The organism is Candidatus Eisenbacteria bacterium, from assembly GCA_035577985.1.
Lineage (GTDB): Bacteria > Desulfobacterota > Binatia > DP-6 > DP-6 > DATJZY01.
Genome location: DATJZY010000136.1, coordinates 18302 through 41983, shown reverse-complemented (window position 1 = coordinate 41983; position 23682 = coordinate 18302). Strand labels below are relative to the sequence as shown.

Below are 23682 nucleotides of genomic sequence, written 5' to 3'. Positions count from 1 at the left end.
TCACACGCCGACGAAGTAGCCGCCGTCGGCCGACAGCACCTGTCCCGTGATGCCGCCGGCCGCGGGGGACGCGAGAAAGACGGCGAGCGGCGCCACCTCCTCGGGCTCCAGGATGCGGCGCTGCGCGGCGAGACCCTCGGCGTGCGCCTTCGCCTCGTCCGCCGTGCGCCCGGTCGCGGCGCCCACGATGCGCCAGTCGACGAGGCGCGTGTTCGTCCATCCCGGTCGCAGGCAGTTGACGGTGACGCCGCGCTCGCCGACCTCCATCGCGAGCGCGCGCGTGAACCCGACCAGCGCGTGCTTGGCGGCCGTGTAGGCCGAGAGGCCCGAGGCACCGACGAGCGAATAGCCCGACCCGACGTTGATGATGCGCCCGTAGCCGCGCGAGAGCATGGGGCCGAGGGCGGCCTTCGCGGCCCAGTAGCACGAGGTGAGGTTCAGGACGACGGTGGCGTCCCAGCTCGCGTCGTCGTGCGTCTCGACCCACAGCGCGCGCGGGTCCGAGGAGAGCACGACCGGCCCGCCGGCGTTGTTCACGAGGACGTCGAGGCGCCCGAGCTCGCGACCCGCGCGTTCGACGGCGGCGGCGACCTGCGCCCGATCGATCATGTCGGCCGGCACGGCGAGCGCGCGACGTCCCTTGGACCGGATCTCGTCCGCGACGCTCTCGAGCTCGCTCGCCGTGCGCGCGGTCACCGCGACGTCGGCGCCGGCGTCGGCCAGCCCGAGGGCGATCGCGCGCCCGATCCCGCGCCCGCCGCCGGTGACGAGCGCGGTGCGGCCCGCGAGCGAGGTCGTCATCGACGTTCGGCCCGCTCGAGACGTTCCTGCAGGATGCCGCGCCGCCGCGCCCGCTCGCGCCGCTCCATCTCGCGATCGCGCACGAGCGGCAGCAGCTCGTCGATGGCGGCAGCGACCTCCTTCTTGCGCGGCGTGCCGGCCGGCTCGAGCTCGTCGACCTTCTGGAAGTGGCTGAGCGCCTGTTCGAGATCGCCGCTCTCACGGGCGGCGATGGCCAGGTGATAGAACCCGTCGGCCTGCTCGCCCTTGCGCCCGAGGCTGAGGCCCAGCAGCCGCTGCGCCTCCTCGCGGTCGGGATCGAGCGACACGGCGCGCTGGAATTCCTTGAGCGCGCCGGCGTCGTCACCGGCGTCGGCGAGCGCCTTGCCCAGCTCCATGTGTGCGAAGGCGTCGCTCGGATGCGTGGCGAGGTATTTCCTCAGCACGGTTTGCGCCTGGGCCGTCGACTTGAGGGCCACATACACGCTGCCGAGCGGGCGGTCGACGCGCGGCCCGAAGCCGAGGTCGCGGCTGCGCTCGAGCGCCAGGCGCGCGGCCTCGAACTGCCCGACCGACTGATAGACGCGGCCGAGCAGGAATTGCGCCTCGGCGTCGTTCGGAGCCTTCTCGGCGCGCCGCCGGTACTCGGCGATCACGACGTCGGGCGGATCGGTCTTGGCGCGCACGACGGCCTGCACCTCGGCCAGCTCGGGGCTCGCTGCAGGGCGGCCGCGCGGCGTCTTCAGCTTCTGCGCGTCGATGATGCTCTCGACGTGCGCCACGCGCTCTTCGGTGACCGGGTGGGAGAGCATGTAGGGCGGGACGCCGGCCGGGTTCACGCGCTGCTCGACGAGGAGCTGCTTGAAGAAGCTCGCGAGCGAATGCGGGTCGTAGCCTGCCTGGCTCATGGTACCGAGCCCGAGGTAGTCGGCCTCCTGCTCGAACTCGCGCGAGTACTTGAGCTGCGCCGTCTGCGCCGCCGCGATGGCACCCGCGCCGAGCACGGGGTTCACGACCGAAAGCAGGACGCCCAGGAGCGCCGCCGCCGTCCACACCGTTCCGGTGGCCTGCTGGCGCACGATGTGGTGCCCGCGGACGTGCCCCATCTCGTGGCCGAGCACGCCCGCGATCTCGTCGTCGCTCGCGGCCTTTTCGAGGAGCCCGGCGAACACGAACACGTAGCCGCCGGGCACCGCGAACGCGTTGATCGACGGGGACGCCACTACGAAGAAGTGGTAGTCGAACTCCTGCGGCCCGAGGGTCGCGACCAGGCGGTTGCCGAGCCCCTCCGTAAACGCCGTCACCGCCGGATCCTCGATCAGCGGGATCTGCGAGCGCGCCTCGAGCAGGAAGCGACGGCCGAGGTCGCGCTCGGTGTTGCCGGCGAGCGCCGGCTGGGCGAGCAGCACCGCGGCGCACGCGAGCGCCAGGACCGGACGGCGGCGTCTCATCGCCGATAGACGCCCCGTGCGACGTCCTTCGCGAAGTACGTGATGACGACGTCTGCGCCGGCGCGGCGGATCGCGGTCAGCGTCTCCTCGACGACGCGCGCCTCGTCGAGCCAGCCGTTCGCCACGGCGGCCTTGATCATCGCGTACTCGCCGCTCACCTGGTACGCCGCGACCGGATATCCCGTGCGATCCTTCACGCGGCGGATGACGTCGAGGTACGGGAGGGCGGGCTTCACCATCACCATGTCGGCGCCTTCCTCGATGTCGAGCGCGACCTCGCGCAGCGCCTCGTCGCCGTTGGCCGGATCCATCTGGTAGCCGCGGCGATCGCCGAACGCCGGGGTCGACTCCGCGGCCTCGCGGAATGGGCCGTAGAACCCGGAGGCGAACTTGGCCGCGTACGAGAGGATGGGCACGTGCGACAGGCCGGCACCGTCGAGCGCGCGCCGGATGGCGCCGACCCGGCCGTCCATCATGTCCGAGGGCGCCACGATGTCGGCGCCGGCGCGCGCGTGCGCGAGCGCCTCGGCGGCGAGCAGCTCGAGCGTCGGGTCGTTCTCGACCTCGTCGCCGCGCAGCACGCCGCAATGGCCGTGGTCGGTGTACTCGCATAGGCAGACGTCGGTGACGAGCACGAGCCCGGGCGCCGCCTTGCGGATCGCTTCGAGCGCGCGGGGAATGATGCCGTCCGGTGCGACCGCGCCGCTGCCGCGCGCGTCCTTCGTCTCCGGAATGCCGAACAGCAGCACCGCGGACACGCCGAGGTCGACCAGCCGGCGGCACTCCTCGGCCGCGCGGTCGATCGAGAGCTGCGCCACGCCCGGCATCGAGCCGACCGGGTTCTCGACCTTGGTGCCTGGAACGACGAAGAGTGGCTGTACGAGCTGCTCGGCCACGACGTGCGTCTCGCGAACGAGTCGCCGCAGGGCCTCGGTGCGGCGGAGCCGGCGCGGACGGTACAGGGGGAAGCGGCTCATCCAACGCCTCCGCTTAGTGGATCACTCCCGGCTTTGCAAAAATGTGCCGCGATCGCGTGCGCGAGGGCCGACGCGGTGTACGACGCGGGGACGACGTCGACGCGCAACCCGACCTCGCGTGCGGTCTCCGCCGTGACGGGACCGATGCACGCGACGAGCGGGCGGCCGTGCAGGCCGAGCGTCGCGATCGCCTCGGGACCGAGCAGCGTGGCGAAGTTCCTGACCGTCGAGCTCGACGTGAAGGTCAGCACGTCGAGGCCGCCTTCCACGAGTGCGGCACGAAGCCCCGCCGCGTCGGTCGCGGGCGGCACGATCGCCCGGTACGCGATCACCTCGTCCACCGCGGCGCCGCGCGCGCGCAGCGTGTCGGGCAGGATGGCGCGCGCGCCGGCGGCGCGCAGCAGGAGGACACGCCGTCCGCGCACGTCGGCATCGCCGAGCGCATCGAGCAGTCCCTCGGCGCGAAAGTCCTCGGGGACGACGGCGGGACGCACGAGGTGGCGCTCGAGCTCGGCGGCCGTCTCGGGACCGATGGCGGCGAAGCGCGTGCCCGCGAGCTCGCGCACGTCGCGCCGCAGCGCCGCCAGACGATCGAAGAGCACCCGCACGCCGTTGACGCTCGTGAGAACGATCCAATCGTAGCTGCTCGCGGCGACGACCGCCCGGTCGAGGGCCGCAGCGTCGGCCGGCGGCGCGATCTCGATGGTGGGCGCGACCACGACCTCGGCCCCGAGGTCCTCGAGCAGTGCGGCCAGCTCGCCCGCCTGTGCGCGCGGACGGGTGACGAGAATGCGGCGTCCGACGAGCGGCCGCTCCTCGAGCCAGGCGACCTGCTCCCGGAGCGCCACCGTGGCGCCCACGACCACGACGGCGGGGGGCCGCAGGCCCGCTTCCGCGACGCGTGATGCGAGCGTCGCCGCCGTCGCGACGACGGTACGCTGGCGGCCGGTGGTGCCACGTTCGATCGCCGCCGCGGGCGTGGCCGGATCGAGCCCGTGCGAGACCAGCGCGGCACCGATGGCCGGCAGGTGCTTCATCGCCATGAGGAAGACGAGGGTGCCGCCCTGGCGCGCGAGCGCGTCCCACGGCAAGCCCGCCGCGGCGTCCGCGCCGTCCGCCGGGCGGCACGCGAGGTGACCCGTGACGATCGTCACGAGCGACGCGTGATCGCGATCGGTCGCCGGGATGCCGGCGTACGCCGGCACCGCGAGCGCCGAGCTCACGCCGGGGACCACTTCGAAGGCGATGCCCGCGCGCCGCAGCAAGGCGGCCTCCTCCGCGCCGCGCCCGAACAGGAACGGGTCGCCGTTCTTGAGCCGCACGACGGTCTTGCCGGCGCGCGCGCGGTCGACGAGGAGCGCCCCGATCGCCTCCTGCGAGAGACGTCCCGGATCGCCGTGCGCGCGGCCCACGTCGACGATCTCGGCGTCCGGTCGGGCGTGCACGAGGAGCCGGCGCCCGACGAGGTCGTCGTGCACGACGACGTCGGCGGCGGCGAGATGACGCTGGCCGCGCAGCGTGAGGAGGCCGGGATCGCCCGGACCCGCACCGACGAGATAGACGCGCCCGCTCATCGCCCGAGCAACGCCCCCGCGCCACGGGCGAGGAGCCGATCGGCGAGCGCGCGCCCGATCGCGACTGGATCGTCCGCCGAGCCCTCGACCTCGTCCTCGAGCCACCGCGTCCCGTCCGGGTCGCTCACCTGCCCGCGCAGCCGGATGCGATCACCGACCGAGATCGCGTGGGCCGCGAGCGGCGTGTTGCAGTCGCCCCCGATGCCATGCAGGAACCCGCGCTCCGCGCCGACCTCGCGCGCCGAGCGCGCGTCATCGACCGCCGCGAGCACGGTGCGGGTCGCGGCATCGTCGGCTCGACATTCGAGCGCGAGCGCGCCCTGCCCCACGGCGGGCAGGAGCACGTCGGTCGGGAGCGGCCGCGCCGCGGGCTCGCTGATCCCGAGCCGCGCGAGACCCGCCGCCGCCAGCAGGATCGCGTCGAAGTCCCCGTCGCGCCAGCGCCGCAGGCGCGTGTCGACGTTCCCGCGCAGGATCGTGACGTCCAGATCGCGGCGCCGCGCGAGGAGCTGCACGCGCCGCCGGATGCTCGCGGTCCCCACCTTCGCGCCCGGCGCGAGCCCTGCGAGCGACCCGGCATGGCTCACCAGGACGTCGCGCGGGTCCTCGCGGCGCGGGATCGCGCCGACGACGAGACCCGTGTGCAGCGCGGCCGGCACGTCCTTCATGGAGTGCACGGCGCAGTCGATCGTCCCGGCGACGAGGGCCTCCTCGATCTCCTTGATGAACAGCCCCTTGCCACCGACTTGCGCGAGCGGCCCCTGCTGGAGCTGGTCCCCGGTCGTGCGAATGAGCACGAGTTCGACCGCGAGCCCCGGGTTCCGTGCCTCGAGATCCCGACGCACGAGATCCGCCTGGGCGCGCGCCAGCGCGCTCCCCCGGGTGCCGAGACGAAGTGACCGCGCCGCCATCGGGCTCAGGCGTCCTCGTCCGGATCGCGATCCCCCCCGAGACGGAAGAGCATCCGCGCCACCTCGACGTAGAGTGCCTCGTCCCGATCCGAGCCGCGGCGGCGTAGCTCGGAGAGCGGCGCGTGCAGGATCTTGTTGACGATCGCCCGGGTCAGACGCTCGACCGCTTCGCGCTGGCGCGGATCGAGCGACGCGCCAAGCGAGGCGAGGTAACGCTCGAGCTCGCCCTGACGGATATCCTCGATCTTCTCGCGCAGCGCGACCACCGTCGGCACGACGTCGAGCCCTTCCAGCCAGCGACAGAAGCTGTCGACCTCGGACTCGACGATCTGCTCGGCCGCCGTCGCCTCCTGGGCACGCGCGCCCTTGTTGTCGGCGATGACGCCCTCGAGATCGTCGATGTCGTAGAGGTACACGCCGTCGATCTGGTTGATGGCCGGGTCGAAGCTGCGCGGCACCGCGAGGTCGATGAGGAGCATGGATCGGCGCCGGCGCTCGCGCATCGCGCCCTCGACGTCACGGGAGCCCAGCAGGTAGCTGTCGCCGCCGGCGGCGCCGATCACGAGGTCGGCCATCGGCAGCGTCCGCCCGAGCTTCTCGAACGGCACGGCGATACCGCCGAGCTCCCCGGCGATCTCGCTCGCGCGCTCGAACGTGCGGTTCGCGACCATGAGCGTGCCCGTTCCGTGGTGCAGCAGCTGCCGGGCCGTGAGCTCGCCCATGGCGCCGGCGCCGACGAGCAGGGCCGTCTTGTCCTGGAAACGATCGAAGATCTCCTTGGCGAGCTGGACGGCGGCCGATCCGACCGAGACCGCGCGCGCCGCGATGCCGGTCTCGCTCCGGACGCGTTTGGCCACCGAGAACGAGCGATGGAAGCACCGGTGCAGGACGCGTCCCGACGCGCCGACCGATGCCGCGAGGGCGTACTGGTCCTTCAGCTGCCCCAGGATCTGCGGCTCCCCCACGACCATCGAGTCGAGGCTCGCCGCGACGCGGAAGAGGTGCCGGACCGCCTCGCGGCCACGGTACGTATAGAGCCGTCCGGCGAGCGTATCGGGCGCGACGCCGTGCTCCGCCGCGAGGAAGCCGGGGATCGCCGCCGCCACCTCGTCGCCGGCGGGCCCGCACGCGACGACCTCGACGCGGTTGCAGGTCGAGACGATGACGCTCTCCTGGATCGCGGGATGGGCGACGAGCCCGCGCAGGGCCGGCTCGAGTCGTCCGTTCGCGAACGCGACCTGCTCCCGCACCTCGACCGGCGCGGTGTGATGGGAGAGGCCGACCAGGACGATCTCTTGCGACACTAGAACGCCTTGCCGTGGATACCGAGCCCGAGGACGTTGACGCCGACGAGCGACATGACGAGCACCGCGAAGCCCGCGATGGTGAGCTGGGCCGCCCAGCGGCCGCGCCAGCCGGCGGTCATCCGGCCCTGCAGCAGCACGACGTAGAGCACCCACACGAACAGCGTGAAGAGCAGCTTCGGATCGCGCGCCCACACACCGGCCCAGACCTCGTGGGCCCACACGATGCCGCTGGTGATGCCGAGCGTGAGCAGCACGAGGCCCCACTTGAGGCACGTGTGGCTCACGCGATCGAGCGTCTCGAGCGACGGCAGATGCCGCAGGGCGCGCCGCCCGCGATGAACCTTCAGCCGCCGCTCCTGGACGAGATAGAGCAGGCTCGCGCTGAAGGCGAGAGCGAACACCGCGTCGCCGAGGAAGGAGAGACCGACGTGCACCGGCAGCCAGACGCTGCGCAGCTCGGGCGGCAGCGGCTGCGCTCCGCCCTTCAACGCGACGGCGCTGAACGTGAGACCGAACGCCAGGGGCGACACGACGGCGCCGAGGGCGACGAGCGGGGCCCGGAGCTGGACCAAGAGGAAGACACCGACCAGCAGGAGCGCCAGGAACGACAGGGCCTCGCCGAAGTTCGTGACCGGGACGTTGCCGACCGTCTGACTGCGCAGCGCGAGGCCGGCGGCGTGCGCGACGAAGCCCGCCGACAGGAGCCACCGCAGCGCCCGTCCCGGGAGATCGTGGCGCACCGAGATGCCGACCAGGGCCGCGACCGTGGCCATGAGGTAGAAGAACGCGGCACCGCGCAGCAGGAGCAGCTCCACGTCTCACCCCTCCCCGAGCGCGACGCCGAGGTGCTCGAGCGTGCACGACTCGCCTGCGACGCGGGCGAGGAGCCGGTCGACCGCCTCACGCTCGCGGGCGCGGACGAGGTCCAGGAGATCCGAGTCGATGAGCCGCACGATCACGTCGGCTCGATCCGGAGCCCCGTGCAGGGTGCGACGGACCGCACCGAGGATCGCCACGTAGGGGGCGTACTCGGGTCCGAACATGCGCTCCAGATCCCGCCGGACGCGGGCCGAGAGACCGGGGCTCGCTCCGCCGGTGCCGACGGCGACCTGCAGCTCGCCCCGCGTCACGACCGCCGGCGAGATGAACGTGCACGCCTCGGGCGCGTCGACGACGTTCAGGAGCACCCGCTCGCGATCGGCCTCGGCCCGCAGGCGTGCGATCGTCCCCGGGTCGCGCAGCGAGGCGTAGACCACGAACGCCCCGGCGAGGTCGCCTTCCCGGTAGGATCGCCGCTCGAGGGTCACGGCCCCGGTGCGGGCGAGCTCGGCGAGCCCGGGGGTCACCGACTCGGCGATCACGACCACCTCCGCCCCGGCCGCGCGGCAAGCGTCGACCTTGGCTTCCACGACCACGTCACCGCCGATCACTACGCACTTCCTCCCCTCGAGACGCAGGAAGACCGGGTGGGTGCGCATCCCCAAAATGCTACCAGATGCGTCACCCCGAGGCAGCCGGTGCCCTGCGGGCTCCGGGCGCTCGGGGTCTCAGGTCCGGCCGGGGATCTTGAGGACCTGCCCGCGGCGTATGCTCTGGGAGCCCTTGAGGCCGTTCGCGGTCTTGAGGCTCGCGACGCTGACCTTGTAGCGCGCCGCGATCTCGGAGAGCGTGTCACCCTTGCCCACCCGGTGGGCGGTGGCCATACCGCTCTTGCTGCTGCTGCTGCGGCGCGACGGTGGGGCGGGTGCCGACACCCGGACCACGCGTTGCTCGGCCCCGAACTCGGCCACGCGCTCCTCGAAGCCCGATGCGCCGCTCACCGGAACGCGTAGGTCGTAGCCGCCCGGGATGTTCCGGCGTCCGTCGATGACCGGGTCCATGAGGGCGGGGTTCAGCGCGACGAGCGTCTCGCGCTCGGTGTGGGCGAGCCGCGCCGCGACCTCGATGCCGACCGGGCGGTCGAGCGAGACGACGCGCGAGGGCTCCCGGCGCTCGGGCTCGAGCTTTCCGAAATAAGCCTCATGATGCTTCTCGACGTCGAGCGCGGCCACGAACTCGGCGTAGAAGTTGCGCGACGCGAAGCCGAAGGCCGGGCCGTGATAGCGCTCGACGATCACGCCGATGTCGGTGGTGCCCGTCTCCTCGATCGCGCGCCGGATGCCACCGGGGCCGTGGTTGTAGGCGGTGATGGCGAGCGGCCAGGCCTCGTCGAGCTGCTCGTAGTTGTGCCGCAGGAAGCGGGCCGCCGCGCGCGTCGAGGCGATGGGATCGCGGCGCTCGTCGACGAGGGCGCCGACGTTCATCGAGTAGATCCGCCCCGTGGCGGGCATGAACTGCCAGATCCCCGCCGCGCCCACCTTGGAGTAGGCCTCGACGTTGAAGCACGACTCGACCAGGGGCAGCCGGGTGAGCTCGGTCGGCAGGCCCTCCTCCCGGAAGATACGCTCCATCTCCGGAAAGTAGCCGTGCGCCACCTGGATGCCGTAGGCGAACTTCTCCCGCAGGCCCCGCTGGCTGCGCACGCGCTCGACCGCGTCGAGGAACTTGTCGGGGTTCCGATCGCCCTTGAAGAGGTCGAAGATCCCCTGCTCCTCGGCCGAGAGGTCCTTCGGGTTGGAGCCGGCCTGGTGCAGGCGCCGCAGGATGCCGCGCACGCGGGTGACCTCGACCTCGGAGGCGTACCGCATGTAGTCGTCGAGCTCGCCCGGGCTCATGCCCTCGGCGTTCGCGCTCACGTCGACGACCGAGTAGATCTTGTCGAGGTCGGCGGTGTCGTGCACAACGGCCTGCGAGCGCGAGTACACGCCGAAGGTGTTGCGCCAGAAGCGGACCTGCGACTCCAGCGAAGCCGGACGAGGGAAGGGTTCGGCGCCGGCGGCGGGCGCCAGGTGGAATATGATGGCTGCTAGAATCGCAGAAGATACGACACGCATGCTGGCCTCCAGCCCATCCACCTGCACCCACGTGGATCGTACCAAAGCGTTCTGAAGAGAGTCAAACAAATCGGCTGCGTGGCAGCGCTCTGCGTAGCCTGTGAGGTGTGCGCCAGCGGGTGCCAGACGGCGCCTCCACCGGCGCGCGGCCTGGTCGTGGCGCTCGAGAGCGATCCGCAGAGCCTCGATCCCCGCTTCGGCGTCGACGCCGCGACCTCGCGCCTGGCCGATCTGCTCCACGTGGCGCTCACGCGCACCGATGCGCACTTCCAGCGGGCGCCCGAGCTCGCCCGCTCGTGGACCCGGCCCGACGACCGCACGATCGTTTTCCACTTGCGCGACGACTTCCGCTTCACGACCGGCGAGCCCGTGCGCGCGGGCGACGTGCGGGCGACATACGAGGCGGTGCGGGACCCCGCCGTGGCGTCCCCGCGCCGGGCTACCCTCCAGGAGGTCGACGCCATCGAGACGCCCGACGATCTGACGGTCGCCGTCCGCCTCCGCACCCCCGACGGGGCATTCCTGGACGCGACGGGCCTGCCGATCCTGCCGGCCGGGCACGCCCGCGACCCGACCGAGGTCACCGTCGGGGCCGGGCCCTACGCCCTCGCCCTGGCCCGACGCGGCGACCGCATCGTCCTGGCGCCGAACCCCCACTATCCCGGGGGACCCGCCCGCATCGATCCCCTCGTGCTGCGGATCGTGCCGGATGCGGTGGTCCGGGTGCTCGAGCTCGAGCGCGGCGGTGTCGGCCTGCTGCAGGACATCCTCGAACCCGAGCTGCTCGATCGACTGCGCGCCCAGCCCGGGCTGGCGGTGAGCGAAAACCCCGGGTCGAGCTTCGCGTACCTGGCGCTCAACCTGCGCGATCCCCGGCTCCGCGACCGCCGGGTGCGGCGGGCGATCGCCATGGCGATCGACGACGACGCGCTCTTGCGTTGGCTGGTCGGGGGCGCGGGTCGTCCGGCGACCGGTCTGCTCGTTCCCGAGCACTGGGCCTATGCCGCGGTGCCTCGCATCCGCCACTCGCCCCGGCGTGCGCGCCGCCTCCTCGATCGCGCGGGCCTCGTCGATCCGGATGGGTCGGGTCCGCAGCCGCGCTGCCGCCTCGTCTACAAGACGTCGAACCAGCCCGCGCGGCGGCGTCTCGCCGAGGCCATCCAGGCCGACCTCGCGCGCGTCGGCATCGCGCTCGACGTCCGTACCTATGAGTGGGGCACGCTCTTCGCGGACGTGCGGCGGGGCGATTTCGAGGTCGCGGCGCTCACCTGGGTCGGCGTCAGCGACCCCGATCTGTATCGCCTCGCCTACAACTCGAAGATGACGCCGCCTACCGGCTTCAATCGCGGCTGGTACGCGAGCCGCGTGATGGATCGCTTGACCGACGAGGGACGCGCCACGACCGACCCCGAGGCGCGCCGCCGGATCTACGCGCGCGTCCAGCGTTGGGCCGCGCACGACCTTCCGGCCATCCCGCTGTGGTGGGAGGATCGCGTCGTGACTGCGACCACCCGGCTCCACGACTTCACGCCCGAGGCGAGCGGCGATCTCTCCGGCCTCGCGCGCGCCTGGACGGACTGATGCGACGCCTCGCGACGATCGTGCCGACGGTGCTCGGTGTCGCCGTCCTGGTCTTCGCCTTCCTGCATGCCGTCCCGGGCGATCCGGTCGAGATCATGCTCGGCGAGTCGGCCGCGCCGGCCGACGTCGCCGCCATGCGCCACGCGCTCGGGCTCGATCGGCCCTGGCCGGCCGAGCTGCCGCGATTCGTCGGGCGGCTCGCGCGGGGCGACCTCGGCACCTCGCTGGCGTACCGGGCCCCGGTCGCCGGCCTCGTCGCGGCCCGCTTCCCCGCCACGCTCGAGCTGGCGGCTGCGGCCCTCGTGCTCGCGGTCGGGATCGCGATTCCGCTCGGCACGGTGGCCGCGACGCGACCCGGATCGCTCGTCGATCGCGTCGCGCGCGGCGTGAGCCTCATCGGCGTGTCGGTTCCGAGCTTCGTCTCCGGACCGCTGCTCGTGCTCGTCTTCTCGATCGCGCTCGGCTGGCTTCCCATCTCCGGCCGCGAGGGCCCGGCGACGCTGGTTCTGCCGGCGGTGACGCTCGCGCTCGGGATGCTGGGGATCCTCGTCCGCCTCACGCGTACGGCCATGCTCGAAGCGCTCTCGGCCGATCACCTGCGCACGGCGCGTGCGAAGGGGGCGTCACCCCTGCGCACGACGATCGTGCATGCGCTGCGCAGCGCGCTGCCGCCGGTCGTGACCGTGATCGGCCTCCAGGCGGGCGCGCTTCTCGCCGGTGCGGTCGTGACCGAGACCATCTTCGCGTGGCCGGGCGTCGGGCGACTCCTCATGCAGGCGATCGGCGCCCGCGACTACCCGCTCGTGCAGGGCTGCGTGCTGATGATCGCGATGACGTACGTCGTCGTGAATCTCGCGACCGACGTCGTCCACGGGTGGCTCGACCCCCGGGTGCGCGACGATGCATAGCGCGCCACGCACGGTGCAGGTGGGTGCCGCGGTACTCGCCGTGCTCGTGATCGTCGCGCTGGCGGCGCCGCTCGTCGCGCCCGGCGACCCGTACCGCTCCGACCTGCCCGGACGGCTCGCGACGCCGAGCGCGGCGCACGTCTTCGGCTGCGACGGGCTCGGGCGCGATCTGTTCGCACGCATCGCGTACGGGGCCCGGGTGTCGCTCGGCGTCGCGACGGTGGTGATCGCCATCTCGCTCGCCGTCGGCGTCGCCGTCGGCGCGGGCGCGGCGCTCGCGGGTGGATGGGTCGATACGCTCCTCGCGCGCGCGATCGACATCGTGCTCGCCTTCCCGGGCCTCCTCCTCGCGATCGCCCTCGCAGCGGTGCGCGGGCCCGGGGTCGCGAATGTCGTGATCGCGCTCGCGGCCCTCGGGTGGCCGGGCTACGCGCGTCTGGCGCGGGCGGAGATCACCGGACTCCGGACCCGCGAGTTCGCGCAGGCGGCGCGTGCGCTCGGTGCGCGGCCCGCCCGCGTGCTCGTCCGCCACCTGCTCCCGGCCGCGCTGCCGACCCTGCTCGTGCAGGCGACCTTCGGCTTCTCGGGCGTCATCATCGCGGAGTCGAGCCTCTCGTTCCTCGGCCTCGGCGTCCCGCCGCCCCTGCCGTCATGGGGCGCCATGCTCGACGAGGGGCGGCAGTTCCTGCTCGTTGCACCGCACCTCGTGATCTTTCCGGGTGCCGTGCTGGCGTTGACCGTGCTCGCGCTCCAGCTCGTCGGCGACGGGCTGCGCGACTGGCTCGACGTCAGCGCTGGCAGCGCGGACAGTAGAACGTCGAGCGGCCGACCACCACGACCCCTTTGATCGGACCGCCGCAGCGGCGGCACGGCTCGCCGGCCCGATCGTAGACGAGGTGCTCGTCCTGGAAGGAGCCGGCCTGGTCGAAGCCGTCCCGATAGTCGGAGATCGACGAGCCGCCGCGCCCGATCGCCTCGCCGAGCACGGCGCGCATCGCCTCGACGATCCGCGTGCACTCGTCCCGCGTGAGGAGCGCGGCACGACGCCGCGGGCGTACCCCGGCGCGGAAGAGCAGCTCGCTCACGTAGATGTTGCCGAGCCCGGCGACCTGTCGTTGGTCCATCAGGAGCGCCTTCACGCTGGTACGCCGCTTGCGCGAGCGGGCGAAGAGCCATGCGGCGCTGAGGGCGTCGTCGAGCGCGTCGACGCCCGGGCCGACCACGCCCGGCACGGCGCCGGGCTCCAGCACGTCGAGGCGGCCGAAGCGGCGCGGGTCGTTGTACGTGAGCGTCCGCTGGTCGTCGAGGCGCAGCACGACGTGGTCGTGCACGAGCGGAAGCGGCCGTGCGCCGGCCAGCGTCAGGCGCCCCGTCATGCCGAGATGCACGAGCCACACGCGGCCGTCGTCGAGCGGCGTCAGCATGTACTTGCCGAGGCGCCGCATGGTGCCGAGCCGCCGCCCGCCGAGGCGGGTCGCGAAGTCGGACGCGAGGGTCACGCGCAGACGCGGCTCGCGCACGACGACCTCGCGCACGATGCGGCCGTCGAGCGCGGGCGCGAGCCCGCGTACGATCGTCTCGACCTCGGGCAGCTCGGGCATGGCTCCTAGCCCTCGAAGGCCCGCGCGAGCCGTGCGAAGTCGGCCGTCGACAGGCGCTCGGCGCGCGTCGCGGGATCGATGCCCGCCGTCGCGAACGCCGCCGTGAGCGCGCGCGCATCGAGTCCGCGCGCGGTTGCGAGTGCGCCGAGCGCGTTCCGCAGCGTCTTGCGTCGCTGTCCGAAGGCGGCGCGCACCACCTGACGATAGGTCTCGAGGTCGCCCACGTCGACCCGTGGAGCCAGACTCCAGCGCACGTCGACCACCGCGGATTCGACGCGCGGCGGGGGCAGGAAGCTTCGCCGCGAGACGCCGAAGGCGACGCGCACCTCGGCAAACGTCTGGACGAGCGCCGGGAGGACGCCCCAGTCCCGGCCGCCCGGCTTCGCGGCGAGGCGCGTCGCGACCTCGCGCTGCACCATGACGACGGCGCGCGGAAAGCGCTCGCGTAGAGCGAGGAGGCGAAAGAGGATCGGCGTGGTGATGTTGTACGGCAGATTCGCAACGACCGTGACCTCGGGCTCGCGGACGAGCGTCGCGAGCGGAAGCTCGAGGACGTCGCCGGCGACGACTCGCACCTGGGGGCGATCCGCGTAGCGCTCCTCCAGGCGCACCGCGAGCCCGGGGTCGATCTCCACGAGGTAGAGGCGTGCCGCTCGCTCGGCGAGCGCACCGGTGAGCGCCCCGAGACCGGGGCCGATCTCGAGCACCGCAGAGCCCGGCCCGATTCCGGCCGTCTCGACGATCCGGCGCGCCACCCCGGGATCGCACAGGAAATGCTGCCCCCAGCGCTTGCGGGGTCGGAGACCCGAGGCGGCGAGCGCGTCGCGCGCGTCCCGCCGCACCCCCATCAGGCGGCCCAGGGCGCGCCGAACGGCAGCGCGGCGTCGGCTTCGACCCCGGGCCCGTCGTCCTCGCCCGCGGCGAGGCGCGGCCATCCCGCGAGCGCGATCATGGCGGCGTTGTCGGTGCAGAGCGCGGGGCGCGGGATGAGGACCTCGACGCCGCGCTCGGCGCCCATCGCCGTCATCCGCTCGCGCAGGCGCCGGTTGGCGGACACGCCGCCCGACACGACGAGCCGCTCGGCCCCGGTCGCCTCGAGCGCCTCGACCGTGGTGTCCACCAGCATGTCGACCAGCGCCTCCTGGACGCTGGCGGCGATGTCGGGCAGCTCGGCTTCGCTCGGCGGGTTCGCACGCACGTGCTGCCACACGGCGGTCTTGAAACCGCTGAAGCTGAGGTCGAAGCGGCCGCGCTTCAGGCGCGCGCGCGGGAAGCGCACGGCCTTCGGATCGCCGCCCACCGCCAGGCGATCGATCGCAGGTCCGCCCGGGTAACCGAGCCCGAGGGCCTTCGCCACCTTGTCGAAGGCTTCGCCCACGGCGTCGTCCCGCGTGCGGCCGAGACAGCGATAGTCGCCGGGCGCGCGGGCGAGGTAGAGCCCCGAGTGCCCGCCCGACACGATGAGGGCGAGAAACGGCAACGGCACCGGATCGTCGGCGGGACGATCGAGGTTCACCGCCACGAGATGACCCTCGAGGTGGTTCACGCCGACCAGCGGCAGGCGCCGCCGGAGCGCGATCCCCTTGGCCACCGAGAGCCCGACGAGGATCGAGCCGATCAGGCCGGGGCCGCGCGTGACGGCGATGCCGCCGACGTCGTCGAGCGTCGCGCCCGCCTGCGTGAGCGCGCCGTCGATCACCGCCAGGACGTGACGCACGTGCTCGCGCGACGCCAGCTCCGGCACGACGCCGCCGTAGGGGCCGTGGACCGCGTGCTGCGAGGATACGACCGACCCGGCGAGCCGGCCGTCCCGCAGGACGGCGGCCGCCGAATCGTCGCACGAGGTCTCGATGCCGAGGACGACCACTCAGCCTGCAGGCGGCTTCAGCGCGAGGAAGATCGTGTTGTCGCCGCGGCGCACGAGGAAGAGGAGGCTCTTGCCCTTGCCGGCCTCACGGATCGACTTCTGGAAGGCGGCCGCGTTCTTCACCGGCTTGCGGTTCACCTCCAGGATGACGTCGCCGCGCCGCAGCCCGGCCTCGGCCGCCGGTCCACCCGGCTCGACCTGCGTCACGACCACGCCCTTGAGGCTCTTGTCGAGGTTCAGGTTCTCCGCCAGGTCCGGCGTGAGCGACTGCACTGCGAGGCCGAGATCGTCGCTCGTGCTGCCGCCGGACTCGGCCTGCTCCTCGTCCTTCAGCTCGGCGATCTTGACCGTGACCTCCTGCGAATTCTTGTCGCGGATGATCTTGAGCTTGACGCTCTTGCCGACGCCGGTGCGCGCGACCAGAAGCGGCAGCTCCGCCGAGTCGACGACCGGCTTGCCGTCGAACTCGACGATCACGTCGCCCTGCTTCAGGCCCGCGGCCTCCGCCGGCCCTTCCTTCACGACGTCGGCGACGAGGGCGCCCTTGGTGTCTTCGAGACCGAGGGACTCGGCGATGTCGGGCGTGACCTTCTGGATCATGACACCGAGCCAGCCGCGGGTGACGTGGCCTCGCTCCTTCAGCTGCGGGACGATCTCGTGGGCGAGGCTGATCGGGATCGCGAAGCCGATGCCGATGTTGCCGCCGCCGCGGCTGAAGATGGCGGTGTTGATGCCGACGACCTCGCCCTTCGTGTTGAGGAGCGGCCCGCCGGAGTTGCCCGGGTTGATGGCCGCGTCGGTCTGGATGAAGTTGTCGTACGGTCCCTGATTGATGTGACGGCCGAGCGCGGAGACGATGCCGGCGGTCACCGTGTTCTCGAGCCCGAAGGGGTTGCCGATGGCGACCACCCAGTCGCCGACCCGAATCCCCTCGGAGTCGCTCAGCTTGACCGCCGGGAGATCCGAAGCGCCCTTCAGCTCGATGAGGGCGATGTCCGTCTTGGCGTCGCGCCCGACGACCTTCGCCTTGTACTCCTTGCCCGTCGAGAGCTTCACGACGATCTCGTCGGCGTTCTCGACCACGTGGTTGTTGGTGATGATGTAGCCCTTCGGATCGATGATGAACCCCGAGCCGAGGCTCCGCGCCTTGTACGGCCGGCGCGGCATGTTGAAGAAGCGCTCGAAGGGTCCGAAGAACTCCTGGAACTGATCGTCGTCGTCGCCGCCGGGGCCACCCGGGCCGCCGGGGGCACCGGGGCCGCCCAGGCCGTGCGGGCTCTTCATTTCCTGGGTGGTCGAGATGTTCACGACCGCCGGCGAGACGTGCTCGGCCAGATCTGCGAAGCTCGGCAGGGTCACGGTCGGCGGCGACGAGGCGCCGTCACCGCCGAAGAGGCTCACCGCCTCGCCGCGGGGAAGCAGATCGAACCGCATGCTCACGCCGACGCCGATCACGAAACCCGCGGCGAGCGCGATCAGCACCGCCCGCCGGTTGGATCGTGAAGTCATGAACCCTCCTTCTTCGTCCCGCGCACCAGCGCCACGTACCGCATGCGCAAATCGTACAGGACCGATTCGAGCAGCCCCGTCTCGGCCTGCTCGAGGTTGTTCTTCGTCTTCTGTTGCAGGATGCCGATGATGTCGATCACGTGCTTGGCAGCGACGAGGTCTCGCTCGGTCTGCCCGCTCGTGGGATCGGGGATCTCGCCCAGGTGCAGGAGCGCCTGGGTCGAGAGGCCGAGCAGGAACGTCGAGAAGGTGACCGGCTCGGCCGGCTCCGAGTCCGGCGACCCGGCGGGGCCGCCCGCCGGGGCCGCACCGCCCTCACCCGGCGTCTCGTCCCCCGGTTCGCGCTCTTGGCCCGCGTCGGTGAACCGACGACGATCGGTGACGCGGAATCCGCCGGGCTTGTCCTGATGCTCGTCCATCGACGCTCTCCTCCTACATGACAGGAGGTGACGTAACCACGCGGCCGCCGATCGTCTCGCCGCCGATGGCTAACAACGGGATGTCACGCCCGTCGGATGACGGCGTGGGGATGGGCGGGGTTCGGCGCTCGGCACGGGCATCGATTGGACGATCAGGGCGCTGGCCTATTCTCGACCCGGCCGGATAGCCGCCGAGGCGGATACGACGGCCGGTCGGACAGTTATTCGCGCCCCCTCCGCCTTGTCAAGGCAGCCGCGTCGCGCCTCGCAGCGCGTCCAGCACGACGCGAGCGGGCAGGGATTCGAGCGCGATGCCGCTGGCGTCGCCGTGTCCTTGGACGGCGACCACCGCGTCCCCGAGCGGCCGCCATCGCCGCGCCGACGTCGGCCCGAACACGGCGACACCGCGCGCGCCCACAGCGGCCGCGAGGTGGCTGACGCCGCCGTCGTTGCCCAGGTAGGCGTCGGTCGCTGCGAGGAGCGCGGCGACGTCGAGCAGCTCCCAGCCCGCCGCCTCGTGCGTCCCGGCGATGGCCGGGAGCTCCGCCTCGGCGGGTCCGACCAGCCGGACCACCTCCCCTCCGGCGTCGCGCCACGCCGTGGTGACCGCACCGAACCCGCCGAGCGACCAGCGCTTGGCGGGACTCCCCGCACCCGGATGAACGACGAGGATCGGGCGGCGAAGACGGGCGACGAGCGTCTCGGCGCGCGGCGAGGGCGGACGGCGAAGTCGCGCTCCGGCTGCGAGCTCCGTAAGCGACGCACCGAGCCCGACCGCTCGGGCGTAGGCCACGGCCGCATGCTCGGGGCCCGCACCCCGCTCGACGCCGTGGACCTCGGCCCGGCTCGCGAGCGCGGCGAGTCGCGCCCGGAATCCCGGATCGTCGCGACCGAGCCAGCTATGGACGAGCGGACGGTCCGCGAGCCAGCCCGGCACGCGCGTGCCGGCGAAGAGGCCGGCCGTATCGGCGTCGTCGAGGCTCGCGCACGCGTCGGCGACGCCCGCGTGGCCGGCGAGCGCGCGCAGCCAGCCCGCGACGACGAGCGTCGCATGCACGCCTGCGTGGCGGCTGCGGAGCGCGCGCAACGCCGGCAGCGCGAGCAGGAAATCTCCGAGCGCGCCCGGAAAGAGCAGAACGACGCGCGGGTTTGACCCTTCGTTCACGCCATGTCTATCGTGCCTCGTCGAGGCGATCGCAACGCTGCCATGCCGCTCCCCTGCCACGTCGCCCACTCCGTGCTCGACCTGATCGGCCAGACGCCGGTCGTCCGCCTGAATCGGCTCCCACAGCTCGAAGGCCTCCAGGCCGAGGTGTGGGCCAAGCTCGAGAACAGGAATCCCGGCGGGAGCGTCAAGGATCGCATCTGCCTCTCCATGATCGAAGCGGCCGAGCGCAGCGGTGCGCTCGTGCGCGGCGGGACGATCATCGAGCCGACGAGCGGCAACACCGGCATCGGCCTCGCGCTGGTCGCGGCGGTGAAGGGCTATCGCCTGGTCCTCACGATGCCCGACACGATGAGCGAGGAGCGCCGATCGCTTCTCATGGGCTACGGCGCGCGGCTCGAGATGACGCCGGACACGAAGGGCATGCACGCCGCCGTGCGACGGGCCGAGGAGCTGCTCGCCGAGCACGCGGACTGGTACATGCCGCAGCAATTCACGAACCCCGCCAACCCCGACGCCCACCGGCGAACGACCGGGCCCGAGATCCTGCGGCAGCTTCCGCGCGTCGACGCGTTCGTCGCCGGCGTCGGCACCGGCGGCACGATCACGGGCGTCGGCGAGGTGTTGCGCGACCGCGATCCGCAGGTCCGGATCGTCGCCGTGGAGCCGGCCGCCTCGCCGGTCTTGTCGGGCGGCGCACCCGGGTTCCACCAGATCCAGGGAATCGGCGCCGGCTTCGTGCCGGACATCCTCGACACTCGCATCTACGACGAGGTCATGGGCATCTCCGACGACGTCGCGGCCACGCACGCGCGCGCGCTGGCCCGCTACGAGGGACACCTGGTCGGCATCTCGTCGGGCGCCAACTGCGCCGCCGCGATCGACGTCGCCCGGCGGCTCGGCAAAGGCGCCGTCGTCCTGACGGTCTTCTGCGACACCGGCGAGCGCTACCTCACGACCGGCCTCTTCCGCGCCGAGGGCATCTGATGAGCGCCGAGCCGAAAGTCGCGCGGCTCCGCGAACTGCTCGGCGAGCTCGACACGGCGCTGGTCGCGTTCTCGGGCGGCGTCGACTCGAGCTTCCTGCTCCGGGTCGCGGCCGAGGTCCTGGGCCCGCGGTGCGTCGCGCTGACGACCGTCTCGGCGACGACGCCCGAGGGCGACCTCGACGACGCGCGCCGTCTCGCCGGCGAGCTCGGCGTCGAGCACGTCGTGCGCGAGACCGACGAGCTCGCCATTCCCGGGTACGCCGAGAACCCCGTGGATCGCTGCTATTTCTGCAAGGACAACCTGTTCGCGATCTGCCGGGACGAGGCGGAGCGGCGCGGGCTCGACGCGATCCTCGACGGCGCCAACCTGGACGACCTGGGCGATCACCGGCCCGGCCTCCTCGCCGCCGCCGAGCAGGCGGTCCGCCACCCGCTCGTGGAAGCCGGGCTCACCAAAGCCGACATCCGCGCCGCGAGTCGCGAGCTGGGGCTCGCGAGCTGGGATCGTCCGGCGAGCCCGTGCCTGTCGTCGCGCTTCCCGTACGGGACGCGCATCACGCACGACGGCCTCGCGCGCGTCGCGGGAGCGGAGCGCGTCCTCCGCGCGCTCGGGTTCCACGAGCTCCGCGTGCGCGCGCACGACGCGGTTGCGCGCATCGAGGTGCCGCCGGACGCGATGGCACGTCTGATCGATCCGGTCGTTCGTGACGCCGTCACGGCGGAGCTCCGCCGGCTCGGCTTCGCGTACGTCACGCTCGACCTCGTCGGCTTCCGCAGCGGCAGCCTGAACGAGGTCCTCGGCGCCCCGAAACACAAAGGGCCGGAGGGCTGACCCTCCGGCCCTTCGCCTCCGCTAGGCACGCGGGAGGTGACGGCTCGTCTCAGTTGGCGAAGATCGTCTTCAGCTCTTCGATGATCTTCTCCTCGCTGAAGGACTTCGCGATGGCGAGCTCCTTCACGAGGAGATTGCGGGCGGTGTCGAGCATCTTGCGCTCGCCGAACGACAGCTCCTTGTCGCCCTTCAGTACGAAGAGGTCGCGGAGCACCTTGGCGATCTCGAGCACGCTGCCGGTCTTGATCTTCTCGGTGTACTCCCGGTAGCGCCGATTCCAGGTCTGCTGGTCGATCTCGACCTTCTTGTCGCGCAGGATCTTGTAGACTTTGGCGACCATGTCCTTGCCGATGATGCGGCGCAGGCCGACCGAAGCCACGTTCTCGGTCGGGATCATGATCGTCATGTCGCTGTCGAGGATCCGGAGCATGTAGAACTTCCGTTCCGACCCCGAGACGACCTTCGTCTGAATGCCCTCGATGACGCCCACGCCATGCGCGGGATACACGACCTTTTCTCCCACCTTGAACGTCGTCGAAACCATTCAGCCGGCCTCCGATTCCGGACCAAGTAACAGGGGGGCGATTGTACGTATCCGGTCCCGACCCGTCAACGAGCGTTAACGGCGGAGATTCCCAGTCGAATCATGACGCTGCGCGCGACGCCGTGCGACCCCGGGTGACCCGCCCCACGATTTTGTTGGGCTTTCTGCCCGTCGTGGATTGCTAGGGGACCGCATCTGTGAAACAAGATCTCGCAAATTCGCACACGGGACCCCCGCGAGGGGGATCATTCGCAAGGAGGTGAGTGGAATGACGGTACGGTCGTTGCGAGCGGGCCTAGCGGCCCTCATGGTGGTCAGCACCCTGGCGATCGGGTGCTCGGACAAGGCTGAGAAGGCTGCGACGCGCGCTGAGGACGCGGCCAAGCGTGCCGAGGCTGCGGCAAGCCGTGTCGAGGCCGCGGCCCAGCGGGCCGAGGCTGCCGCGGACAAGTGCGAGCGGCTCTTCGAAAAGCACACCCGGAAATAGGGGGTCCAAAACCCTCTCGATCAAAGAAGGCGACGTCGCGAGACGGTCGCCTTTTTTGTTGCCCTCAGGGGACCAGGGCAGCCAGGCGCTCGATCCCCGCGCTGATGTCGGGCGGCGTCACGGCCGAGAACGCCAGCCGCAGCTCATCGCGCCCGCGCCCGTCGGGATAGCACGACGATCCGCGCACGAACGGCACGCCGGCCGCCTCGGCCGCGGTGGCGAGCTGGTCGGTGTCGACGCCGGGGAGGCGCACCCACAAGAAATAGCCGCCCGACGGCCTGACGTAGCTGGCGCGCCCGCCCAGGTGACGCTCGAGCGCCGCGACCATCGCATCGCGACGCTCCCGCAGGCGCGCCCGCACGTGCGCGAGCCCGGGCTCGTACGACCCGGCGCGAACGTACTCGGCCACCGTCACTTGCGCGAGATGGGTGGGGCCGATGTAGGTGTCGTTCGCGAGCGTGCGGATCTTCCCCCACAGATCGGGCGGAAGGATCAGCGCGCCGATGCGGACGCCCGGGGCGACCGTCTTGGTCATCGACGTCATGTGCAGCACGCGCGACTGCCGGTCCATCGACAGCATGGTCGGCTCGTCGGCGCCCTCGAAGCGCACGTCGTGGTACGGATCGTCCTCGATCACGATGAACCCGTACTCGGCCGCGAGCGCCACGATGCGCTCGCGCTTCGTGCGGCTGGTCGTGACGCCGGCGGGATTCTGGAAGTTCGGGATCACGTACAGTGCCCGCGGAATTCGCCCCGACCGGCACAGCCGCTCGAGAGCCTCGACGTCGATGCCGTCGGGAGCGAGCGAGAGCGCCTCGACGGTGGCGCCGAAGCGCTTCAAGAGGAGGATCGTGCGGTCGTAGGTCGGCGCCTCGACCACGGCGAGCCCGTCTGGCGGCGTTCGGAACAGGTGCTCGATCACGAGCGCCACGCCCTGGAGCGACCCATTGGTGAGCAGCACGCGCTCGACCGGCACGTCGTAGCGGCTCGCGAACCACTCGCGGAGTGGGAGGTAGCCCTCCGGCGCCCCGTACGAGAGCGCGCCCGCCGGGTCGCGCTCGAGCGCGCGGGCTGCGGCCGCGGCGATCGCCTGCGCCGGCAGGAGGTCCGCCGACGGGACGCCGCGCGCGAACGAGATCGTCTTCATGCGCGTGGCTGCTTCGCCCGCGCCTTGAGACGCGGCAGCACCGCGTCCGGTACGAGCCCCGCGACGTCGCCGCCGAGCCCCACCACCTCCTTCACGAGCCGGGAGCTCGTGTAGAAGTGCGACTCGCTCGTCATCATGAAGATGGTCTCGACCTGTGGCACCAGATGGCGGTTCATCATGGTCATCTGGAACTCGTACTCGAAGTCGGCGACGGCGCGCAGGCCCCGGACGATCACGTTGGCGCCCTTCGACACAGCATAGTCGACGAGGAGACCCGAGAACTTGTCGGCCTCGACGCAGGCGCCCTCGGCCTTGAAGACCTCGCGGATCATCGCGACGCGCTCGTCGGGCGTGAACCACGACGCGTCCTTGTGGGGATTGAACGCGACGGCCACGATCACCTTGTCGAAGACCTGCAGGCTGCGCGCAACCAGATCGGCGTGGCCGTTGGTGATCGGATCGAACGAGCCTGGATAGACTGCAACGCGCTGCACGTAGCCTCCTGTCGAACGCGGGTGCTTGCGACGAGCAGGTCTATAGCCACGCGGTGCGCGCCGGGGCAACCCGCATCACTTCTTCTGCTGCATCTCCTGCCCGCAGCACTTGAGCACACCCGCGCCGCCCTTGGTCACGATGACCTGGGCGTTGCAGGACGCGCAGATGTAGATCTTCCCGATCTGGGCCGCCATGCCGTCTCCTCG

25 protein-coding genes are annotated in these 23682 nt (G+C 71.8%); 6 read left to right on the top strand and 19 right to left on the bottom strand.

Annotation, left to right across the window (positions count from 1 at the left end; genetic code table 11):
- The 9 genes from VMS22_20055 to VMS22_20015 all read right to left on the bottom strand — a co-directional run bounded on the left by VMS22_20055 (position 1) and on the right by VMS22_20015 (position 9933).
- On the bottom strand, positions 1-801 hold the full coding sequence (locus tag VMS22_20055) for an SDR family NAD(P)-dependent oxidoreductase (GenBank protein HXJ36335.1): 801 nt from the start codon (positions 799-801) through the stop codon (positions 1-3).
- Positions 798-2231 carry a M48 family metalloprotease gene (locus tag VMS22_20050; GenBank protein ID HXJ36334.1) on the bottom strand — a complete coding sequence of 478 codons (1434 nt, stop codon included), beginning with the start codon at positions 2229-2231 and terminating at the stop codon, positions 798-800. Before VMS22_20050 ends, VMS22_20055 begins: the two co-directional genes overlap by 4 nt.
- Positions 2228-3208 carry a porphobilinogen synthase gene (gene hemB, locus VMS22_20045; protein HXJ36333.1) on the bottom strand — a complete coding sequence of 327 codons (981 nt, stop codon included), beginning with the start codon at positions 3206-3208 and terminating at the stop codon, positions 2228-2230. Before hemB ends, VMS22_20050 begins: the two co-directional genes overlap by 4 nt.
- The gene (gene cobA, locus VMS22_20040) at positions 3205-4782 is read right to left on the bottom strand and encodes a uroporphyrinogen-III C-methyltransferase (GenBank protein ID HXJ36332.1); all 1578 of its coding nucleotides are present in this window, start codon (positions 4780-4782) and stop codon (positions 3205-3207) included. Before cobA ends, hemB begins: the two co-directional genes overlap by 4 nt.
- Positions 4779-5693: a hydroxymethylbilane synthase gene (hemC, locus tag VMS22_20035; protein HXJ36331.1), complete on the bottom strand. Its 915-nt coding sequence runs from the start codon at positions 5691-5693 to the stop codon at positions 4779-4781. The genes cobA and hemC overlap by 4 nt, the downstream gene beginning before the upstream one ends.
- Before the next feature lie 5 nt (positions 5694-5698).
- On the bottom strand, positions 5699-6997 hold the full coding sequence (hemA, locus tag VMS22_20030) for a glutamyl-tRNA reductase (GenBank protein ID HXJ36330.1): 1299 nt from the start codon (positions 6995-6997) through the stop codon (positions 5699-5701).
- A complete protein-coding gene (ccsA, locus tag VMS22_20025) occupies positions 6997-7815 on the bottom strand; it encodes a cytochrome c biogenesis protein CcsA (protein HXJ36329.1) in 819 nt (272 codons plus the stop codon). Before ccsA ends, hemA begins: the two co-directional genes overlap by 1 nt.
- 3 nt (positions 7816-7818) lie before the next feature.
- Complete coding sequence (locus VMS22_20020; GenBank protein HXJ36328.1) at positions 7819-8478, bottom strand: bifunctional precorrin-2 dehydrogenase/sirohydrochlorin ferrochelatase; 660 nt, start codon at positions 8476-8478, stop codon at positions 7819-7821.
- A gap of 69 nt (positions 8479-8547) precedes the next feature.
- Positions 8548-9933, bottom strand: a complete 1386-nt coding sequence (locus tag VMS22_20015) for a transglycosylase SLT domain-containing protein (protein ID HXJ36327.1) — start codon at positions 9931-9933, stop codon at positions 8548-8550.
- A gap of 78 nt (positions 9934-10011) precedes the next feature.
- On the opposite strand from VMS22_20015, the gene VMS22_20010 reads away from it, so the two are divergent.
- From VMS22_20010 to VMS22_20000, 3 genes are read left to right on the top strand one after another with little or no spacing between them, the layout of a single operon-like run.
- A complete protein-coding gene (locus tag VMS22_20010; GenBank protein HXJ36326.1) occupies positions 10012-11514 on the top strand; it encodes an ABC transporter substrate-binding protein in 1503 nt (500 codons plus the stop codon).
- Entirely contained in the window at positions 11514-12422 is a 909-nt protein-coding gene (locus VMS22_20005; GenBank protein HXJ36325.1) for an ABC transporter permease, read from the top strand. Before VMS22_20010 ends, VMS22_20005 begins: the two co-directional genes overlap by 1 nt.
- Positions 12415-13269 carry an ABC transporter permease gene (locus VMS22_20000; GenBank protein HXJ36324.1) on the top strand — a complete coding sequence of 285 codons (855 nt, stop codon included), beginning with the start codon at positions 12415-12417 and terminating at the stop codon, positions 13267-13269. The genes VMS22_20005 and VMS22_20000 overlap by 8 nt, the downstream gene beginning before the upstream one ends.
- Here VMS22_20000 and mutM read toward each other — a convergent pair.
- The 6 genes from mutM to VMS22_19970 form a co-directional block, all read right to left on the bottom strand.
- Positions 13211-14023 (bottom strand): bifunctional DNA-formamidopyrimidine glycosylase/DNA-(apurinic or apyrimidinic site) lyase, encoded by an 813-nt coding sequence (gene mutM, locus VMS22_19995; GenBank protein HXJ36323.1) that lies wholly within the window; start codon positions 14021-14023, stop codon positions 13211-13213. The genes VMS22_20000 and mutM overlap by 59 nt on opposite strands.
- Positions 14024-14028: 5 nt before the next feature.
- Complete coding sequence (gene rsmA / locus VMS22_19990; protein ID HXJ36322.1) at positions 14029-14871, bottom strand: 16S rRNA (adenine(1518)-N(6)/adenine(1519)-N(6))-dimethyltransferase RsmA; 843 nt, start codon at positions 14869-14871, stop codon at positions 14029-14031.
- Positions 14871-15890, bottom strand: coding sequence for a tRNA (adenosine(37)-N6)-threonylcarbamoyltransferase complex transferase subunit TsaD (tsaD, locus tag VMS22_19985; protein HXJ36321.1), 1020 nt, complete (start codon positions 15888-15890; stop codon positions 14871-14873). The genes rsmA and tsaD overlap by 1 nt, the downstream gene beginning before the upstream one ends.
- Positions 15891-17399 carry a DegQ family serine endoprotease gene (locus VMS22_19980; GenBank protein HXJ36320.1) on the bottom strand — a complete coding sequence of 503 codons (1509 nt, stop codon included), beginning with the start codon at positions 17397-17399 and terminating at the stop codon, positions 15891-15893.
- Positions 17396-17818 carry a DUF1844 domain-containing protein gene (locus VMS22_19975; protein HXJ36319.1) on the bottom strand — a complete coding sequence of 141 codons (423 nt, stop codon included), beginning with the start codon at positions 17816-17818 and terminating at the stop codon, positions 17396-17398. Before VMS22_19975 ends, VMS22_19980 begins: the two co-directional genes overlap by 4 nt.
- A gap of 244 nt (positions 17819-18062) precedes the next feature.
- Entirely contained in the window at positions 18063-18983 is a 921-nt protein-coding gene (locus VMS22_19970) for a glycosyltransferase family 9 protein (GenBank protein ID HXJ36318.1), read from the bottom strand.
- 42 nt (positions 18984-19025) lie between these two features.
- On the opposite strand from VMS22_19970, the gene cysK reads away from it, so the two are divergent.
- Both cysK and larE read left to right on the top strand, forming a co-directional pair.
- Positions 19026-19970, top strand: coding sequence for a cysteine synthase A (cysK, locus tag VMS22_19965; protein HXJ36317.1), 945 nt, complete (start codon positions 19026-19028; stop codon positions 19968-19970).
- Positions 19970-20803, top strand: coding sequence for an ATP-dependent sacrificial sulfur transferase LarE (gene larE / locus VMS22_19960; GenBank protein ID HXJ36316.1), 834 nt, complete (start codon positions 19970-19972; stop codon positions 20801-20803). Before cysK ends, larE begins: the two co-directional genes overlap by 1 nt.
- Before the next feature lie 49 nt (positions 20804-20852).
- Here the strand turns inward: larE and VMS22_19955 are convergent, their stop codons facing one another.
- Entirely contained in the window at positions 20853-21347 is a 495-nt protein-coding gene (locus tag VMS22_19955; GenBank protein HXJ36315.1) for a CarD family transcriptional regulator, read from the bottom strand.
- Between the two features lie 307 nt (positions 21348-21654).
- Here VMS22_19955 and VMS22_19950 point away from each other — a divergent pair, with 307 nt between their 5' ends.
- Complete coding sequence (locus VMS22_19950; protein HXJ36314.1) at positions 21655-21834, top strand: alanine-zipper protein; 180 nt, start codon at positions 21655-21657, stop codon at positions 21832-21834.
- 64 nt (positions 21835-21898) lie between these two features.
- Here VMS22_19950 and VMS22_19945 read toward each other — a convergent pair whose 3' ends face one another.
- From VMS22_19945 to VMS22_19935, 3 genes are all read right to left on the bottom strand, one after another.
- A complete protein-coding gene (locus VMS22_19945; GenBank protein ID HXJ36313.1) occupies positions 21899-22981 on the bottom strand; it encodes a PLP-dependent aminotransferase family protein in 1083 nt (360 codons plus the stop codon).
- The gene (gene coaD / locus VMS22_19940; protein ID HXJ36312.1) at positions 22978-23475 is read right to left on the bottom strand and encodes a pantetheine-phosphate adenylyltransferase; all 498 of its coding nucleotides are present in this window, start codon (positions 23473-23475) and stop codon (positions 22978-22980) included. The genes VMS22_19945 and coaD overlap by 4 nt, the downstream gene beginning before the upstream one ends.
- Before the next feature lie 75 nt (positions 23476-23550).
- Entirely contained in the window at positions 23551-23670 is a 120-nt protein-coding gene (locus VMS22_19935) for a hypothetical protein (GenBank protein HXJ36311.1), read from the bottom strand.
- Between the last annotated feature and the right edge of the window lie 12 nt (positions 23671-23682).